Source organism: Flavobacterium sp., from assembly GCF_044338735.1.
In the GTDB taxonomy this organism is placed as follows: Bacteria; Bacteroidota; Bacteroidia; order Flavobacteriales; family Flavobacteriaceae; genus Flavobacterium.
This window is the reverse complement of record NZ_JBIIWV010000057.1, coordinates 1-12,636: the sequence shown is the minus strand read 5'-3', so window position 1 is coordinate 12,636 and position 12,636 is coordinate 1. Positions and strand designations below refer to the sequence as shown.

Sequence of the window (12,636 nt, the reverse complement as noted above, 5' to 3'; positions counted from 1 at the left end):
GCACAATAATATCTCCTTTTTGTAATCCTGCTTTTTCGGCACCCGAATTTTTAGTTACTTTATTGATATAAAATCCTTGCGTTTCTTTTACGCCAATTTCTTTTGCATAATTAGAATTCATTTCGCCGCCTTCAATTCCAAGAACACCACGTTGAACGTTTCCAAACTGCATTAGGTCTTCAATTATTTTTTGAGTAACATTCGAAGGAACTGCAAAGGAATACCCAGTATAACTTCCGGTTGGAGATGAAATCATGGTATTTATTCCTATTAACTCACCTCTTGTATTTACTAAGGCGCCACCGCTATTTCCAGGATTTACAGCGGCATCGGTTTGAATGAATGATTGTATGCCGTCATTAGCTAAATTTCTCGCTTTTGCGGAAATAATTCCGGCGGTAACGGTAGAATTTAAGTTATACGGATTTCCTACTGCCAAAACCCATTCGCCCACTTTAATTTCGTCTGAATCACCAAAAACAGTATAGGGTAATTTCTCATCGGCATCAATTTTTAATAAGGCAATGTCCATTTTTGAGTCGGTTCCTACTAATTTTGCCTTATACGATTTGTTGTTATTTAAAGTAACTTCTAACTCCGTGGCATCTTGAATAACGTGATTATTGGTTACGATATAACCGTCTTCAGTAATAATAACTCCTGAACCAGTACCAATTTGCGTTTGTTCACGATCACCTCGATAACCATAAATGAAATCCATAACAGGAATTTTTGAAACCGTTTTATTTTTTACGTGAACTACAGTGTGAATCGTGTTTTCTGCTGCAGTGGTAAAATCGATATTTTCTGCACCTAAACTTACATTTTTGGCATAATTAGGGTTTGCAAGGGTTATTTTACTTGCGGTATTGTGCTCCAAAAATAATTTGTAAGCACCTAATGTTACACCTCCACTAAGGAGCGATACTAGTAATAAACTTCCAAATTTTCTCATAATTATTCATTTTTTGTTTACCAAATTTAAAAACTTTTTTTATTCAATAAATTACTTTAACTCTCGATTAACATTGTTTAACATCTTATTAATATTTGTACTTTTGTATAAATTAAATGATTGATGCAATTCACTTTTTATAAATACCAAGGAACAGGAAACGATTTTATCATGTTGGATAACCGCCTTTTGACGTTTCCAAAAAAGGATATTCAATTAATTGAGCAATTGTGTGATCGACGTTTTGGAATAGGTGCCGATGGATTGATATTATTAGAGAGTCATACCAATTATGATTTTAAAATGGTGTATTTTAATTCCGATGGAAACGAAAGTTCGATGTGCGGTAATGGTGGAAGATGTTTAGTCGCTTTTGCAAAACAACTGGGTATTATTGAAGCTTCAGCCGAATTTGAAGCAGTTGATGGTTATCATTATGCAGAAATCAGTACAGATGAATTGGTTTCGCTGCAAATGAAAGAAGTAGATAATATAAAAGTTCATCAAAATTATTCATTTTTAAATACGGGTTCGCCTCATCATGTTCAAATAGTATCCGATTTAAAAACATTAGATGTAAAATTAGAAGGTTCAAAAATTAGGTATTCTGAATTATATGGTGCCGATGGGAGTAATGTTAATTTTGTGCATCAAATAGACTCTAAAACTTTTTCGGTAAGAACCTATGAAAGAGGCGTTGAAGACGAAACGTTATCTTGCGGAACTGGTGCTACGGCTGTTGCAATAGCGATGCATCATGTGGGTAAAACCAAAAGTAATTCAATTGATTTACAAGTAGAAGGCGGAAAACTCAGTGTTCAATTTAAGGAAAATAATGGAGTTTATTCCGATATTTTTTTAGTGGGTCCGGCTACATTTGTTTTTGAAGGAACAATTGATTTAGCTATTTGATTCAAGATTAATAATTTTTACTTTAAAAATGATAACTTTAAAAGGAACTAACATATATCTAAGAGCACTCGAACCCGAAGATTTGGAGTTTGTATACGCTATTGAAAATAATGAATCGTTTTGGGAAGTAAGCAATACTCAAACGCCTTATAGTCGTTTTTTAATCCGACAATATTTGGAAAACGCACATCAAGATATTTATGAGGCAAAGCAATTACGATTGGCTATTTGTTTAAATGATTCACAAGAAGCGATCGGATTAATTGATTTGTTTGATTTTGATCCAAAAAATAGTAGGGCAGGTGTTGGTTTAGTAATTGCAGATCTTTCAAGTCGAAATAAAGGTATTGGTTCAGAAGCATTAGAGTTGGTTATTAATTATTCGTTTCAACAATTACAATTACATCAATTGTATGCAAATATTGGTAGTGATAACGAAATTAGTTTGCAACTTTTTACTAAATTTGGCTTCCAAAAAATTGGAATAAAAAAAGATTGGATTAAAGTGAATAATCGTTTTAAAGACGAATTGTTTTTCCAATTAATTAAATAACACTTTTAAAATTAGCTCCATTGAATACTAAAAAAATTATTTCAATCATTGCCGTTGCAGGTATTGTAATTGCTTCAATTATAGGAGTATATGTTTATTTAAAAGCATTTACACCTAATACCCAATTTTCTCAAGAAGAAATGTATGTTTACATTCCATCGGAATCAACGTATGATCAAGTGAAAGAAATTGTTGCTCCATTAGTTAAAGATTTTGAAAAATTTGATTTTGTAGCGACTTCCAGAAATTATAGTATCAATGTAAAATCAGGGAAGTTTTTGTTTAAGAGAGACATGACCAGTTTTGACATGGTGAGAAGTTTGCGATTAAATGTTCCGGCAAACGTTGCTTTTAATAATCAAGAAACCTTAGAGAAGTTAATGATTAGATTATCAACGCAATTAGAACCAGATACATTAACTTTAAATAAAGCATTTACAAATGATTCATTTTTACTAGAAAATGGTTTAACAAAAGAAACGGCGTTAACTCTTTTTATACCTAATACTTACGAATTTTATTGGGATACTTCAGCAAAAAAAATCGCTGATAAAATGGCTAAAGAGCATAATAAATTTTGGAATGCTGAACGTTTGGCAAAAGCAAAATCGTTAAATATGACCCCAGCCCAAGTATATACATTGGCTTCAATTGTGCACAAAGAAACAGTAAAGGCAGATGAACGTCCAAGAGTTGCAGGTGCTTATTTAAATCGAATTCAACAAGATATGCCTTTGCAAGCCGATCCTACAGTGATTTATGCAATTAAAGAAAAATCGGGTGATTTTGACCAAGTCATAAAACGAGTTGGAGGCAGTAATTTGTTTGTAAAGTCGCCTTATAATACCTATATTAATAAAGGGTTACCACCTGGACCTATTGCGATGCCTGATATTTCTGCAATTGATGCAGTATTGAATCCTGAGAAACATAATTTCATTTATTTTTGTGCCGATCCAGACCGACCTGGGTATCATGCTTTTGAAACTACCTATGAAGCGCATATGATTAATGCAAAAAAATATGCAGCATGGGTTAACAAATTAGGTATTAAATTGTAAAATTTACAGTAACTAATTTTTAGAATTAATAGTTCCACAAATGTCTTTTATTTACTTTTAGAAAATATTAACAGTCTGTAAATCAATATTATAATTTTTTTCGTATATTTGTACCGGTAATTTCAGATGGGTGACAGACGCTGAGAAATAACATTTAATGATAAAAAAAGGGTCATACATTTTAGGATTGACATTCCTAGTATTAGTAGTTTCTTCGGGTTTTATAACAGTTGAAACTGAAAAAATAGAAGGTTTTCATTTAGATGATAACGAAATTATGGTTTACCATGTTCCAAATCAATATGAAAACGATGAAGTGGCCTTAAAAGTGCCACTTATTGGGAAAACTTTCCTCGGTTTTGCCCAGAAAATGGCTTACAAAGAGTCTAGAGGTATGATACACTTAGTTAATCCTTATGGATATATGGGTAAGTATCAGTTCGGAAAAAGTGCACTTCGCACAGTGGGTATCTACGATTTTCAAGAGTTTTTACAGAATAGTAATTGGCAAGACAAAGCATTTAATGCTCTAATTGCTCGTCATAAGTGGATTTTAAGAAAAGAAATTGAAAAATATTCTGGCAGAGTTATTAATGGCGTTGAAATTACAGAATCAGGGTTACTTGCTGCTGCTCATCTTGGTGGTGCGGGTTCTGTCAAAAAATACCTAAGAAGTAATGGACGTAGAGGTTTTAGAGATGGTTTTGGAACTTCATTATCTAGTTACATTAGAAAATTTGCCGGATACGATATTTCGCATATTGAAGCTGATGCAGATGCAAAAGTAAATTTAGAATAAATTATATTTTATGAATAATAAAGATACAAGGTCGATTATGTAAATCGGCCTTTTCTTTTTTCCATTCGTTAATGGTTTTTGTTTTAATATATTCTGTTGGTAAAGTGATATCACAGGCAACACATAAAAGGGTGTTTGGCTGAAGTAACTGCAATAAATCTTCCATTAATTTATTATTTCGATAAGGTGTTTCAATAAACAATTGCGATTGATTTTTTTCAAAAGACAATCGTTCAAAAGTTTTTAGCGCTTGCTTTTTATCGTCTTTATCTATGGGTAAATAACCATTAAAGGCAAAACTTTGACCATTCATGCCACTTGCCATTAAGGCTAACAAAATCGAGCTAGGTCCTACTAATGGTACAACTTGAATCCCTTTTTCATGAGCTAATTTTACAATAACTGCACCCGGATCAGCTATTCCAGGGCAACCAGATTCACTCATTAATCCTATGTTCTTACCATTGAGCAATGGTTGAATAAATTCATGATGAGCCGAAATTTCGGTGTGTTTATTTAAGGTATTTATTTTTAAATCGGGTTGTTTTTTATCTGGATGAATGCTTTTTATGAATTTACGGGCCGTTTTTTCATTCTCAACGATGTAGTCGTCAATAAAGTCAATTACTCTTTTAATAGTTTGTGGTAAAACATCTTCGGGAACAACAGAAGTTTCTCCAGGATTAGATAACGTTATAGGAATTAAGTAGAGTTTACCGTAGGAAGTAGATTTCATTTTATTGCTTAAGTTTTCTTGCAATCGCTTCACAAGATTGGTTTAACAAATGATATACCTGTTCAAAATCTTCTAATGTTCCATAATAAGGATCAGGAACTTCCTTTGAATTGTCTAAAAGGAGTTGAACTTTTGACCTTGCTGTCTCATTGGGAGCCAAATGTAAAACATCTTTATAATTGGATTGATCCATCACAAAAATTACATCAAAAGTATCAAAGTCGGTTATTGAAAATTTTCGAGCACTTTGTTTACTAATATCTATACCGTAATTTTGTGCTGTTTGAATCGAACGTTTATCTGGTGCTTCTCCAGCGTGCCATCCGCCCGTTCCTGCAGAATCAATATAATAGTCTGCCGTTAATTTTGAGCGCATAATTCCTTCTGCAAGGGGAGAACGACAGATATTTCCTAAGCAAACCATTAAGATTTTTAACGGCATAGATTACAGCGAAAGTTTTTTGTTAATGTCCTCAACAAACTTTTTAAATTGTTTGTCGGTAGCTACTAAATTATCAACAGTTTTGCAAGCATGTAAAACAGTAGCGTGATCGCGATCTCCTATTTGTGATCCAATATTTGCCAAGGAAGCTTTTGTGAATTTCTTAGCAAAAAACATAGCTAGTTGTCTTGCTTGAACCACATGACGTTTTCTAGTTTTTGATTGCAAAGTTTCTAAATCCAACTGGAAATAATCGGAAACTGTTTTTTGAATGTAGTCGATCGAAATTTCGCGTTTTACATTTTTAACAAATTTTTCAACAACTTGTTTGGCTAAATCAATGGTTACTTCTTTTTTGTTGAAAGAAGATTGTGCAATTAATGAAATAATAGCTCCTTCAAGTTCACGTACGTTTGATTTTATGTTTTTAGCAACATATTCAATAATTTCATCAGGTATTTCTACACCATCTCTGAACAAAATATTTTTTAAGATAGAAATACGTGTTTCATAATCGGGTTGGTGTAATTCTGCAGAAAGTCCCCATTTAAAACGAGATAATAAGCGTTGCTCAATATCTTGCATGTCAACAGGTGCTTTATCTGATGTTAAAATAACTTGTTTGCCGTTTTGGTGCAAGTGATTGAAAATATGGAAGAATACATCTTGTGTACCTGATTTACCCGATAAGAATTGAACATCATCAATAATCAACACGTCTATCAATTGATAGAAGTGAATAAAATCGTTACGAGTGTTTTTCTTTACCGAATCAATATATTGTTGTGTAAAAATCTCAGCTGAAATATATAATACTGTTTTTTCAGGATATTTGTCTTTGATTTCAACACCAATAGCATGTGCAAGGTGGGTTTTACCTAATCCAACACCACCAAAAATTAATAGTGGATTGAATGAAGTTCCTCCAGGTTTATTAGCAACAGCCATACCAGCACTTCTAGCTAATCGGTTAGAATCTCCTTCTAGAAAATTATCAAAACTATAATTGGCATTTAATTGCGATTCAATTTTTAAATTACGAATTCCAGGAATAATAAACGGGTTTTTCAATTCCGGATTTTTATTCGCAATAGGCACATCAACTTCTTGTGCTTTTACAGAAGTTCTGTTATAACTTGGTATTTGTTCTGTAAATGGAACTTTATTGCCATAAGTATTCTCCATTCTGATTTTGTACAATAACTTTGCACTTGGACCTAATTCTTTTGTTAGAGCAACTTTTAATAATTTTACATAGTGTTCTTCTAACCATTCATAGAAAAATTTACTAGGTACTTGAATTGACAAAGCGTTATCATTTAACTCAACTGACTGTATTGGCTCAAACCAAGTTTTGAAAGCTTGATCTTGAATGTTGTCTTTTATGAAACACAGACAGTTATTCCATACCGATTGCGCAGTTTTTGTCATAAATTCGATTAATTATGAATTGTTATTCTTATTTTTGTACAGGTTATCTTACAAAAAGAATAGGGATTTTTTGTCAGTTATTTGGGATAGCAAATATGTGAACAATTTTCTTTAAAAAAAATTTTTTTTCTATTGATTTTTAAAAAAAAAAATTGTAAGGAAATTGTTAATAAATTAATAATTATAGTTCAATATGAGAGAATATCAATTTCAAGTTCGTGTACGTTATGCAGAAACCGATCAAATGGGAGTCGTTTATCACGGTAATTATGCCCAATATTTTGAAATGGGACGTGTCGAATGGCTCAGAAATATGGGTGTTTCTTATAAATGGATGGAAGAAAATGGTGTAATGTTGCCCGTTGTGGCATTATCAATGAATTATAAAAAACCAGCGCGATATGATGATTTGTTAACGGTTAAAACAATCTTGAAAAGTCAGACTTCTGTTAAGATTGAATTTGATTACGAAATATACAACGAAAATGGCGAGTTATTAACAACAGGTTATTCAATGTTGGTTTTTGTTGATATAAAAACGGGTCGCCCTATTTTACCGCCAAGCTATGTTTTGGAAAATATTGCTGCACTGTAAATTTAGAGTTTCTTGAGTTGAACTTCATATAAATTTTCAAAAGTGTCCAATAGATTTTGGACATTTTTTTTTCGAGATCCAATAATTATTTCGCAATCCATTTCCATTTTCTGCGATACTATTGATAGATTTTTCTCTTTAATTATGCGCATTACTTTATTCATGTGTGCATAATTAAATGATAAGGCGAAGTATTTGTCTATCGTTTTTTCAATGATTTCCGATTCTTCCAATGCCATTTGAGCTGCCACTTTATAGGCAGAAATTAATCCTCCAACACCCAGTTTTACGCCTCCAAAATAGCGAACAACAACAACAAGTACATTGGTAACTTCAAACGACTGAATTTGCCCATAAATAGGCATTCCGGCGCTATTGTTAGGTTCTCCATCATCATTTGCTCGGTAGTGTGTTTTTTCTATTCCAATTTGATAAGCATAGCACCAATGTCTAGCTGAAAAATGTTCTTTCTTTAAGTGTTCAATATGTTTTTTAATTTCTTCTTCTGAAGATACTGGAAATGCATAACCAAAAAATTTACTGTTTTTTTCTTTAAACAATATTTCTTTTGATGCTTCTTTTAAGGTTTTGTAGGTATCGTTTTGTGTAAGGCTCAAATCAAAAACTAAATTTTTTAGAAAATAAATCTACAACATCTTCTTTCCCTACTTCTAAATTCCAAACTAATAATCCTAATTGTGCAGCCACATCCGTGTTTTCTTTTTTATCATCAATAAATAAGGTTTTTTTGGGATTTAGGTTGTGATTATTCAAAACATATTTAAATGCGTCTTCTTCGGGTTTGCGCAACCGAATTTCATACGAAAAATATACTTTCTCAAAACAACTATAAAAATCTCGGGCAAAGGTAAGCCCTTCATTATGTTCAAATTTTTCAATATGGGTATGGTCGGTATTACTCAGTAAAAATAATCGGTATTTTGAAGCAATCATTTGAAGAAATTCTAATCGATACAATGGAAAATCTCCCAATATTGAATTCCATGCGCTTCGAATACTTACTAAATCAGCAGAGGGTATATGTTTTTGAAAACCCGACATAAATTCGAGTTCATCAATTTTGCCTAGTTCATAGTGTTTATGAAGTGCATCTAAATCAGAATGCCACGCAGTCAATCCTAATTTTCTAAATTCGGAATCAATTTTTTGTTTGTCTAAATTGATAAAGACATCACCAAAGTCGAAAATAATAGCTTCAATCATAATTTCTGAAAATTTTAAGTTGGTCATCCATTATGTCAAAACGGTGGTTTGGAAATCCAGTTAACCTTGGGGCAGTTGTTCCGTTTTGAAATTTAATTTGTCCTTTAAAAATTCTTGCCTCATCCCATACATTTGAATCGATAAACGTTTGAAGTGTTTTTGCACCTCCCTCAATAATAACCGATTGAATGTCATGTCTATATAAAAGATTTGCTATAGAATGCGCTAGGCTTTTATCAAAGATAACATTTTCATAGATACAATTTTCAGTAGTTTCAAATTTTTCGCTTTCGGTAATGAAAATAGTTTTTTGGGAACGATCTTTTACTTGAAATTTATCGGAAATTTTTCCCGATTTATCCAATACAATACGAACCGGATTATTTCCCGAAAAATCTCTCGCATTTAATTTAGGATTATCGTCTAAAACAGTGGTTGTTCCAACTAAGATTGCTTGCTCATCGGTGCGCCATTTATGAACTAATTGTCTGGAATATTGATTGGTAATCCAAATGGGTTTTTTATCTTCTTTCGAAAGTGGAGCTATAAAACCATCAGCTGTTTCTGCCCATTTCAATATAATATAAGGTCTTTTCTTTTGATGAAAAGTAAAAAATCGCTTGTTGAGTTCATTACATTCGTCTTCTAAAACACCTACGGTGACATTTTTGCCACTATCAATTAGTTTTTTAATGCCGCTTCCAGCCACTTTTGCAAATGGGTCAACGGTTCCAATTACTACATTCGGAATTTCATTCGCAATAATTAAATCGCAACATGGAGGTGTTTTTCCAAAATGACTACAAGGTTCTAAACTCACATAAATTGTGGCTTCTTTTAATAATGTTTTGTCTTTTACCGAATTTACCGCATTGACTTCGGCGTGAGATTCGCCAGCTTTTTTGTGCCAACCTTCGCCAATAATTTTACCTTCATGCACAATAACACTTCCCACTAACGGATTAGGATAAGTAGTTCCTAAACCATTTTTGGCGAGTTCAATACAGCGTTTCATGTAAAATTCGTGTGTCGTCATAGTACAAAAGTAGCATTTTTAAGAGTATAAAATTAAAACATATAAGTCATATAAGTTTGAAAATATTTAAGAAGTTAATTTTTAAGCTTGTATAAGTTTTTTGTCTTCTTTTATGTACTTTTTGAATCTTTCGAAAAGGTACAAAAACTTAAATGACTTACATGTTTAAAAAATCTCAAGTTAATTTATGTAATTTTACCCAACAATAAAATGTTATGCTAATTAGAGAAATCCAACAAAAAGATAATGAATCGATTGCTAAGGTAATTCGCGATATTTTTCATGAATTAGAGGCGCCTAAAGTGGGTACGGCTTATGCTGATCCTATTTTAGATACCTTATACGAAGTCTACCAAACGCCACGTTCGGTATATTATGTTGTGGAACTTGATGGAAAAGTTGTTGGTGGTTGTGGTGTTGCTCCTCTAGAGATGCTGAATCCAGTTCAGCATGACATTATTAGTGTTTGTGAATTGCAAAAAATGTACTTTGCACCTGAAATTAGAGGTACAGGTTTTGCCGAACGAATCATCAATCAATGTTTGGAATTTGCCCAAACTCAAGGATTTAAAATCTGCTACTTGGAAACCCTTTCCTTTATGACTGCCGCTCAAAAATTGTACGAGCGAATGGGTTTTGAACATATAGATGGTCCAATGGGAAATACTGGTCATAACAGTTGTGAGGTTTGGATGACTAAAAAATTAAATTAAATGATGCTTTTAAAACAATATAAATCCCACTTTTTCAATACACTAAAAAATAGTCAAGACGAACAAGAAATTGAAAGTTTCTTTTTTATTTTGACCGAATATTTGCACAATTTGAAGCGAGTAGACGTTGCTTTAAATCCGAATTTTGAACTTTCTGATGCAGCAATTGAAAAATGGAACACTATTTTGACCGAATTACAACAAGAAAAACCGATTCAATACATTACGGGTGAAGCTTGGTTTTATGGCTTGCGATTTGAAGTCAATGAAAACACTTTAATTCCAAGACCAGAAACGGAAGAATTGGTTGAATGGATTTTGAATTCACCCAACATCCATCATACATCACCCAACAATATTTTGGATATTGGAACGGGAACGGGTTGCATTCCAATTTCGTTAAAAGCGAATGTACCACAAGCAAATGTTTCAGCAATTGATGTTTCCGAAAAAGCATTGGAAGTTGCAAAAAGAAATGCAGTTTTAAATAAGGTTGAAATTAATTTCATTCAAGCCAACATTTTAGAAGTGGAAGATTTATCAAAACTCCCATCATCCATCTCCCATCATCCATCATCCTACAATATCATTATTTCCAATCCGCCCTATGTTCGTAATTTGGAAAAACAAGAAATCAAGAAAAATGTTTTGGACTATGAACCGCATTTGGCTTTGTTTGTTGAAGATACAGATGCGTTACTTTTTTATAGAAAAATTGCGCAATTAGCTTTGAAAAATTTGACTCCAAATGGATTATTATTTTTCGAAATCAATCAATATTTAGGAAAAGAAACCGTTGAATTACTAGAAAATTTAGGGTTTAAAAATATCGAATTGAAAAAAGATATTTACGGAAATGATCGAATGGTGAAATGTTCAATTTAACATTAATCATGCAATTTTATTAACGTACTTTGCGAAAAAACTTCGCGTCTTTGCGTTTAAGCTTATTCGTATCGCAACGCTTCCACAGGGTCTAATTTAGCCGCTTTCAATGCAGGAACCAAACCTGAAATAATAGTTACAACAATGGTAGTTACAATCGTTGCAATTATTGCCAACCAAGGCGTGCTGAATGAAAATTTCAACAATGAAGCAATTAAATAACCTGTTCCAATTCCTAAGATTAAGCCTAATAATCCACCTAATTGACTGATGACAAACGTTTCGGTTAAGAATTGCCAACCAATGGTAGATCGTTTTGCACCTAATGATTTTCGAACTCCAATTTCTCTAGTACGCTCGCTTACGGAAACCAACATAATATTAGTTAAGGCAATAGTAGATCCAAAAACAGTAAGTAACCCAATTACCCATGCAATAATACTTAAAAAGGCTACTTGATCAAGCAAAGTATTACGTAAATCATCGCTACGTTCAATTCCGAAGTTATCTTTTTCAACCGGACTTAATTTTCTTACACGGCGCATGGTCATTTTTGAATCATCAACCGCTTCATTTAACAACGCTTCATTGTTCACCATGACATCTAAGTCATAATTTATGTTGGGTGCCGAAAAAAGCGAACGTGCCACTTGTGTTGGTATTAAAACTCGTAAATCTTGGCTGTTGCCAAAAGTGGAACCTTTTTCTTTCAAAACGCCAATCACTCTAAATTTAGCACCTCGAATCGAAATTATTTTGTCAATAGGATTCATATTTGCAAATAATCCCTTTTCAAAATCAGAACCTAAAACACAAACGTAATTGTTGTTAGCCACATCAAAAGAGTTCATATTTCGGCCTTTTACCACTTCTAATCCTTTATTTGGACAAAAATTTTCGTCAATACCTACTACCGTAATTTCAGGGTCAGTTTTTTTGTCTTGATATTTTACTTCGATTGCCGAACCAGCTGTAAAAGAAAGCGATGTTGTTGTAAATGGAAAATTATATTTGTCTTGAAATGCTTTTGCTTGCGGATAACTGATGATAGGATTAACGCGCTGATCGGCATCATTTTGATTAATTTCGGAAGAATAATCATACTGACTAATGGAAAAAGTATTGGCTCCCATAGAAGCAAAATTGGTCAACAATGAATTCTCAAGCGCAGTAACTAAGGTTAATACACCAACTAAGGCCCATATTCCAATGGCGATAATTAAAACCGTTAACGAAGTACGCAACGCCTGACTTTTAATGGAGTCAAGCGCAATTTTTGTATTTTCTTTAAATA

Annotated in this window: 15 protein-coding genes; 7 read left to right on the top strand and 8 right to left on the bottom strand. The window is 32.8% G+C overall.

Going from position 1 to position 12,636, the window contains the following annotated elements; translation table 11 throughout:
- Positions 1-955, bottom strand: a 955-nt coding sequence (locus ACIQZC_RS05470) for a S1C family serine protease (protein WP_396138230.1), incomplete at its 3' end; no start/stop codon positions are given.
- Positions 956-1,078: 123 nt separating this feature from the next.
- Between ACIQZC_RS05470 and dapF the strand changes: the two genes are divergently transcribed.
- The 4 genes from dapF to ACIQZC_RS05450 all read left to right on the top strand — a co-directional run bounded on the left by dapF (position 1,079) and on the right by ACIQZC_RS05450 (position 4,280).
- The gene (gene dapF, locus ACIQZC_RS05465; protein ID WP_396138229.1) at positions 1,079-1,867 is read left to right on the top strand and encodes a diaminopimelate epimerase; all 789 of its coding nucleotides are present in this window, start codon (positions 1,079-1,081) and stop codon (positions 1,865-1,867) included.
- A gap of 28 nt (positions 1,868-1,895) precedes the next feature.
- Positions 1,896-2,420: a GNAT family N-acetyltransferase gene (locus ACIQZC_RS05460; protein ID WP_396138228.1), complete on the top strand. Its 525-nt coding sequence runs from the start codon at positions 1,896-1,898 to the stop codon at positions 2,418-2,420.
- Positions 2,421-2,440: 20 nt separating this feature from the next.
- On the top strand, positions 2,441-3,481 hold the full coding sequence (gene mltG, locus ACIQZC_RS05455) for an endolytic transglycosylase MltG (protein ID WP_396138227.1): 1,041 nt from the start codon (positions 2,441-2,443) through the stop codon (positions 3,479-3,481).
- 157 nt (positions 3,482-3,638) lie between these two features.
- On the top strand, positions 3,639-4,280 hold the full coding sequence (locus ACIQZC_RS05450; protein WP_396138226.1) for a peptidoglycan-binding protein LysM: 642 nt from the start codon (positions 3,639-3,641) through the stop codon (positions 4,278-4,280).
- Position 4,281: 1 nt separating this feature from the next.
- Here ACIQZC_RS05450 and ACIQZC_RS05445 read toward each other — a convergent pair whose 3' ends face one another.
- The 3 genes from ACIQZC_RS05445 to dnaA are packed head-to-tail and all read right to left on the bottom strand — an operon-like array spanning position 4,282 to position 6,889.
- Positions 4,282-5,016 (bottom strand): SAM-dependent methyltransferase, encoded by a 735-nt coding sequence (locus tag ACIQZC_RS05445; protein ID WP_396138225.1) that lies wholly within the window; start codon positions 5,014-5,016, stop codon positions 4,282-4,284.
- Position 5,017: 1 nt separating this feature from the next.
- Complete coding sequence (locus ACIQZC_RS05440; RefSeq protein WP_396138224.1) at positions 5,018-5,458, bottom strand: low molecular weight protein-tyrosine-phosphatase; 441 nt, start codon at positions 5,456-5,458, stop codon at positions 5,018-5,020.
- A gap of 3 nt (positions 5,459-5,461) precedes the next feature.
- Positions 5,462-6,889, bottom strand: a complete 1,428-nt coding sequence (gene dnaA, locus ACIQZC_RS05435) for a chromosomal replication initiator protein DnaA (RefSeq protein ID WP_396138223.1) — start codon at positions 6,887-6,889, stop codon at positions 5,462-5,464.
- A gap of 193 nt (positions 6,890-7,082) precedes the next feature.
- Between dnaA and ACIQZC_RS05430 the strand changes: the two genes are divergently transcribed.
- The gene (locus ACIQZC_RS05430; RefSeq protein ID WP_396138222.1) at positions 7,083-7,484 is read left to right on the top strand and encodes an acyl-CoA thioesterase; all 402 of its coding nucleotides are present in this window, start codon (positions 7,083-7,085) and stop codon (positions 7,482-7,484) included.
- 2 nt (positions 7,485-7,486) lie between these two features.
- On the opposite strand, the gene ACIQZC_RS05425 is transcribed toward ACIQZC_RS05430, so the two are convergent.
- Genes ACIQZC_RS05425 through ribD form a run of 3 tightly spaced genes read right to left on the bottom strand, consistent with a single transcriptional unit; the run spans position 7,487 to position 9,744 of the window.
- The gene (locus tag ACIQZC_RS05425; protein ID WP_396138221.1) at positions 7,487-8,101 is read right to left on the bottom strand and encodes an IMPACT family protein; all 615 of its coding nucleotides are present in this window, start codon (positions 8,099-8,101) and stop codon (positions 7,487-7,489) included.
- A 1-nt stretch (position 8,102) separates the two neighbouring features.
- Positions 8,103-8,708, bottom strand: coding sequence for an HAD family hydrolase (locus ACIQZC_RS05420; protein WP_396138220.1), 606 nt, complete (start codon positions 8,706-8,708; stop codon positions 8,103-8,105).
- Positions 8,701-9,744 carry a bifunctional diaminohydroxyphosphoribosylaminopyrimidine deaminase/5-amino-6-(5-phosphoribosylamino)uracil reductase RibD gene (ribD, locus tag ACIQZC_RS05415; RefSeq protein ID WP_396138219.1) on the bottom strand — a complete coding sequence of 348 codons (1,044 nt, stop codon included), beginning with the start codon at positions 9,742-9,744 and terminating at the stop codon, positions 8,701-8,703. Before ribD ends, ACIQZC_RS05420 begins: the two co-directional genes overlap by 8 nt.
- Before the next feature lie 215 nt (positions 9,745-9,959).
- Between ribD and ACIQZC_RS05410 the strand changes: the two genes are divergently transcribed.
- Together ACIQZC_RS05410 and prmC are read left to right on the top strand one after the other, a co-directional pair.
- The gene (locus tag ACIQZC_RS05410; RefSeq protein WP_396138218.1) at positions 9,960-10,457 is read left to right on the top strand and encodes a GNAT family N-acetyltransferase; all 498 of its coding nucleotides are present in this window, start codon (positions 9,960-9,962) and stop codon (positions 10,455-10,457) included.
- A gap of 3 nt (positions 10,458-10,460) precedes the next feature.
- Positions 10,461-11,342 carry a peptide chain release factor N(5)-glutamine methyltransferase gene (gene prmC, locus ACIQZC_RS05405; RefSeq protein WP_396138231.1) on the top strand — a complete coding sequence of 294 codons (882 nt, stop codon included), beginning with the start codon at positions 10,461-10,463 and terminating at the stop codon, positions 11,340-11,342.
- A 62-nt stretch (positions 11,343-11,404) separates the two neighbouring features.
- Here the strand turns inward: prmC and ACIQZC_RS05400 are convergent.
- On the bottom strand, positions 11,405-12,636 hold a 1,232-nt coding region (locus ACIQZC_RS05400; protein ID WP_396138217.1), incomplete at its 5' end, for an ABC transporter permease.

Coding starts and splice junctions, on each gene's coding strand:
- ACIQZC_RS05420 (WP_396138220.1), bottom strand. CDS start 8,708: ATGATTGAAGCTATTATTTTCGACTTTGGTGATGTCTTTATCAATTTA.
- ACIQZC_RS05460 (WP_396138228.1), top strand. CDS start 1,896: ATGATAACTTTAAAAGGAACTAACATATATCTAAGAGCACTCGAACCC.
- ACIQZC_RS05450 (WP_396138226.1), top strand. CDS start 3,639: ATGATAAAAAAAGGGTCATACATTTTAGGATTGACATTCCTAGTATTA.
- ACIQZC_RS05410 (WP_396138218.1), top strand. CDS start 9,960: ATGCTAATTAGAGAAATCCAACAAAAAGATAATGAATCGATTGCTAAG.
- ACIQZC_RS05430 (WP_396138222.1), top strand. CDS start 7,083: ATGAGAGAATATCAATTTCAAGTTCGTGTACGTTATGCAGAAACCGAT.
- dapF (WP_396138229.1), top strand. CDS start 1,079: ATGCAATTCACTTTTTATAAATACCAAGGAACAGGAAACGATTTTATC.
- ACIQZC_RS05445 (WP_396138225.1), bottom strand. CDS start 5,016: ATGAAATCTACTTCCTACGGTAAACTCTACTTAATTCCTATAACGTTA.
- ACIQZC_RS05440 (WP_396138224.1), bottom strand. CDS start 5,458: ATGCCGTTAAAAATCTTAATGGTTTGCTTAGGAAATATCTGTCGTTCT.
- dnaA (WP_396138223.1), bottom strand. CDS start 6,889: ATGACAAAAACTGCGCAATCGGTATGGAATAACTGTCTGTGTTTCATA.
- ribD (WP_396138219.1), bottom strand. CDS start 9,744: ATGACGACACACGAATTTTACATGAAACGCTGTATTGAACTCGCCAAA.
- prmC (WP_396138231.1), top strand. CDS start 10,461: ATGCTTTTAAAACAATATAAATCCCACTTTTTCAATACACTAAAAAAT.